4 protein-coding genes and 1 pseudogene are annotated in these 3,651 nt (G+C 41.2%); 2 read left to right on the top strand and 3 right to left on the bottom strand.

The genetic code is table 11. From position 1 onward, the window contains the following. Positions 1-42: 42 nt before the first annotated feature. A pseudogene (locus tag QTN94_RS19250) lies at positions 43-231 on the top strand (transposase domain-containing protein); the annotation flags it as partial. Positions 232-395: 164 nt separating this feature from the next. Here QTN94_RS19250 and QTN94_RS19255 read toward each other — a convergent pair. Genes QTN94_RS19255 through QTN94_RS19265 form a run of 3 tightly spaced genes read right to left on the bottom strand, consistent with a single transcriptional unit; the run spans position 396 to position 2,791 of the window. Next, positions 396-1,085 carry a hypothetical protein gene (locus tag QTN94_RS19255; RefSeq protein WP_331428569.1) on the bottom strand — a complete coding sequence of 230 codons (690 nt, stop codon included), beginning with the start codon at positions 1,083-1,085 and terminating at the stop codon, positions 396-398. Then, complete coding sequence (locus QTN94_RS19260) at positions 1,085-2,008, bottom strand: hypothetical protein (protein ID WP_331428570.1); 924 nt, start codon at positions 2,006-2,008, stop codon at positions 1,085-1,087. The genes QTN94_RS19255 and QTN94_RS19260 overlap by 1 nt, the downstream gene beginning before the upstream one ends. 39 nt (positions 2,009-2,047) lie before the next feature. Beyond that, entirely contained in the window at positions 2,048-2,791 is a 744-nt protein-coding gene (locus QTN94_RS19265) for a hypothetical protein (RefSeq protein WP_331428571.1), read from the bottom strand. Between the two features lie 593 nt (positions 2,792-3,384). On the opposite strand from QTN94_RS19265, the gene QTN94_RS19270 reads away from it, so the two are divergent. Continuing rightward, positions 3,385-3,651, top strand: a 267-nt coding sequence (locus QTN94_RS19270; protein ID WP_331428572.1) for a helix-turn-helix domain-containing protein, incomplete at its 3' end; no start/stop codon positions are given.

Genomic DNA, 3,651 nt, shown 5'->3' on the forward strand with positions numbered 1-3,651 from the left:
ATGACCTCCAAAAATGCACCATAGGTGAGTCTTAGTATATAAGGTCATACCATCTGGCTCTTCTCGACCAATCCCAATGGAGCTGAAGCGAGTGCGATGCTTTACAGTATCGTCGAGACCGCGAAAGCCAATGGTCTTATCCTTTACGACTATATGGTCAAGTGTATGAAAGAGCTGGCGAAAGCGGAGCCGGATATCGATGCGCTCCTGCCTTGGAACTTCAAACACTAGCAGTGTCGCCCCGTGGGATCATGGGGCGGATACACAGATATCTGATTTTTAAATGACTTCTAGGTTTTCCTTAACTCAAAAAATAGACCATACCTCGAAAGGTATGGTCTCGGTAATATATGGCTTTGAGACTTTGTTCTATCTCGCTGCAGTATCAGACGTACTTAACTATGAGAAGGCTTTTTTCTTGAGCGTATGAGGCGGTACTCAAGTGCAGCAAAGTAACTTTCTTTATACTTATCTTCCTCTAGCATCATTTTTGGAACAGAAAGACGTACAATTGTCCCTGCCCTAGCAATGGACTTGGACGACTCCCCAACAACAAATGTCAGATCGCCCTTTTTTACTTGAACTCCTTTATGCAGGATCGGAGTAAAGTCAATATTCAATCCCTTGATAAGCTCAAACCCAAAAAGAGTTAAGTTTTTATCTGGTTGAGATATTGTTTCTTTAAAAGTCACTTCTACCGTAACTGACTCTGAAGCAATAACTGCTCTCAAGGCCTCTACCTTGATTTTTTGAGATGCCGAAAAAACCCACTCACCAAGAATTGGCTCCCACCGTCCACCTAAGCGAAGACATTCTCGATAAGTAGCTTTGTTTTTTTTGCCTGCGTTCAAGGTGCATATTTCTATAGAGTCTTGCTGTGAGAAAGGCAACGTTAGTCTAAAAACAGCATCTCGGCCAAAATGCACATTTCTGTCTGTAATTTCTTCGACATGCAGGCGGTGAAGTCCTAGCGGTAACTCTTGACTGTTAGCATCAATTAAAATCCTGCAGTGCTTACCTTTAACACCATCGATGTCACACCTAAAATAGTGCTCAGCTCTCTCAAGTATATTAAACTCCCTCATTAGGCGTCACTGGTCTTTTGGCGAATTTGCTCAGCTAAACGCTCTTGTTCTATCACCCTAGCTTCTGATTCTGGTATTTCTTCCGCTTGAACGTTTTTTGCCTGACACATTTCTTTAATTCTTTGCCCAAACTGGTTATCGAATGCTTTTCCGTTTGATATCATCTCTTCTCGACGAATGTCATGCTCTGTTGGCAGTTCCTGCTTCAAGTAGTGGCTGATTTCCTTTCTTTTCTCTTCAAGGCGTAAATCCATATCCTCAAGTAAGACTTCTCTGAACCACTGAGTGTATTTGCGATTGAACTCGGCTTCAAAATTCCGCTCAGAAAAGCTTTTTACTTCAGTCATTTTATATTTTTTTATAAACTTCTCTACACGATCAAGCTCAACTATTGGCACTGGATGATGAATCAGCCTCTGCCTTGCATTATACATAGTCTCCTTTGTCGGAGAATTTGCTAATTGACGCAACCGGATTAAAGAAGGGGGCCATTCCCTGTCTTCATCAAGTCTTTCGAGTAAATTTGCTTCTAAGCGTTTATATGACTCAGGAGTCAGGCTAACGGCAAACTTCATGAAATGCACATCAGGCTCATCACCAAAAAACATTTTCATTTTGGAATCGAAGGCCTGCATGAGCATGAACCATACTTTTAGAATTTGCTTGCTCTGACCTTTTTCTTTGTAATGATCAAGTGCCTTTTGACTTTTAGGGTTAATCATTGGCGCACTTTCAACATTTTTATTTGCCGCTAAACCACGCTCAGAATGAGCATTGGAGTTTACTAGGCGGCTATTAGTCGCAGAGGGAACTACATTACCTTCCCTAGATTGCTTAGATAGCTTCCCAAGCTGGGCAAGCCTTTCTTCGAACGACACACCCATATCGGACACATTTTGTGGTTTGCTATACCTGTCAGACATACACTAATTCACCTACAATTATAAGTATCGTTGAACCCATCAATACTCTTCGTCATCATCTAAATAGCTTTGAAACTTATCCTCAAAAGCACTCAACGCTGACTGTCTTGCCACTGGTGCTTTTGCATTACTTTTCAGAACCTTAGATGACTCATCTTTAAAATAATCTATCTTTTGGTGTAAACGATTTGTTAGCTGTGTTTGAGAAAAAATCTTCTCACCTGTGTTATGAACATCTTCAACAAAAGAGTTCCAAATATCTTGCCTGCCACGAACTCCTTTCTTGAACATTAACCCCTCAGCCCAATCTGGGATTTCCTCCATATGGATTTGCAGTACATTGTATTGTTTATCTTTAGAAGTAGTATTAAGAGGTTTGATCTGTGAACGCTGGCTTCTGTTGAGCTTTCCCTTATTGTTGTTTTTGTTCTGCTGAATGCGTTCATTCTGCTCATGAGCCATTTCTAATAAGTTCATTTCAACAACGGGGACCGCATTTGATTCTTGAAAGCTTAGCTTTAACGCCCCAACAAACGTATCCCCATTTCGCTCTGTTTCACGAGGAGGTAACTTTGAAAAGTACACTTCACCACTAGAGTAAAAATGACGAAGCACAGTTCTGAGTATTCCACTACTCATGCTAGTCATTCCAACAAGCTCATTGATCGACGACTCAAAGTTACCATTCCGATCAGCAATCTCAGCCAACGCAAGCAACACAAGCTTATCTTCATACTTTAACGTTCTATAACTCCATGCGAGATGAGTATACTTAGCGGACATTATTTATACCTCTTTGAAAACCTAATAGTACAGACAATACCCCCCCCTAATCAATCTCAAATCCCTATGCACAACGAGTCTATCCATTAAGTTTAGCAGCTTTGAGGCTTCTCCCAGCAAGTGCTATTGCCTGTAGAAACGAATCTGCTGGCAGTCAATACAGTGAAAGCTGTACAGTCTCTCTTTTAAGCCTATAAACCAGAAAAGCTTTTGCTGGTATATCGCAACTTAGCACCTCGCATTCTACAGGGTACAGTTTAGCGATTGCATATCATCTGAACTAAACGCAAACACCCCCTTTCATGTACCTACTGGACCTTTTATTTTTCGCAAATTCACCATGCAGTTTAGGTCTTTATTTCTCCTCTTTCGCACAAAAAAAGACCATACCTCTAAAAGGTATGGCCTTATGACATTTATTGACCTTCTCGAAAGTATCAATGGGGTACCTACTGGTTATCATCTACCCCAATGATATAGAACTCTAAACCAGAAGAACGAATGGCATTCTCAGCACTAACTAAAAGGGCATCTATACCCCTGATCATTGAAAATGCTTGATTTTCTTTAGAATCAGGATCATGCTACGAACCATGAAAATTACACTGACTTCTCAGCAGAAACTGCAACTCGAACAAATGCACGATTCTACTCGTGATGGTCGAGTGCGTGACCGTATTAAAGCAGTATTGCTTACCACAGAGGGGTGGAGTCAGACCATGATTGCTCAAGCTCTTCGCATTCATGAATCAACCGTTGCACGCCACCTTAGTGACTACGTTCTTTCTGAAAAACTTAAGCCTGAAAATGGCGGAAGCCAAAGCAAGCTTTCTGCTACTCAAACCATGCACCTAATCGAG

The sequence above is a fragment of the Vibrio sp. M250220 genome (assembly GCF_036533795.1).
GTDB lineage: Bacteria > Pseudomonadota > Gammaproteobacteria > Enterobacterales > Vibrionaceae > Vibrio.

Bases quoted from the DNA above. Each gene is read 5' to 3' on its own strand.
- QTN94_RS19255 (WP_331428569.1), bottom strand. From the start codon at position 1,085: ATGAGGGAGTTTAATATACTTGAGAGAGCTGAGCACTATTTTAGGTGT.
- QTN94_RS19260 (WP_331428570.1), bottom strand. From the start codon at position 2,008: ATGTCTGACAGGTATAGCAAACCACAAAATGTGTCCGATATGGGTGTG.
- QTN94_RS19265 (WP_331428571.1), bottom strand. From the start codon at position 2,791: ATGTCCGCTAAGTATACTCATCTCGCATGGAGTTATAGAACGTTAAAG.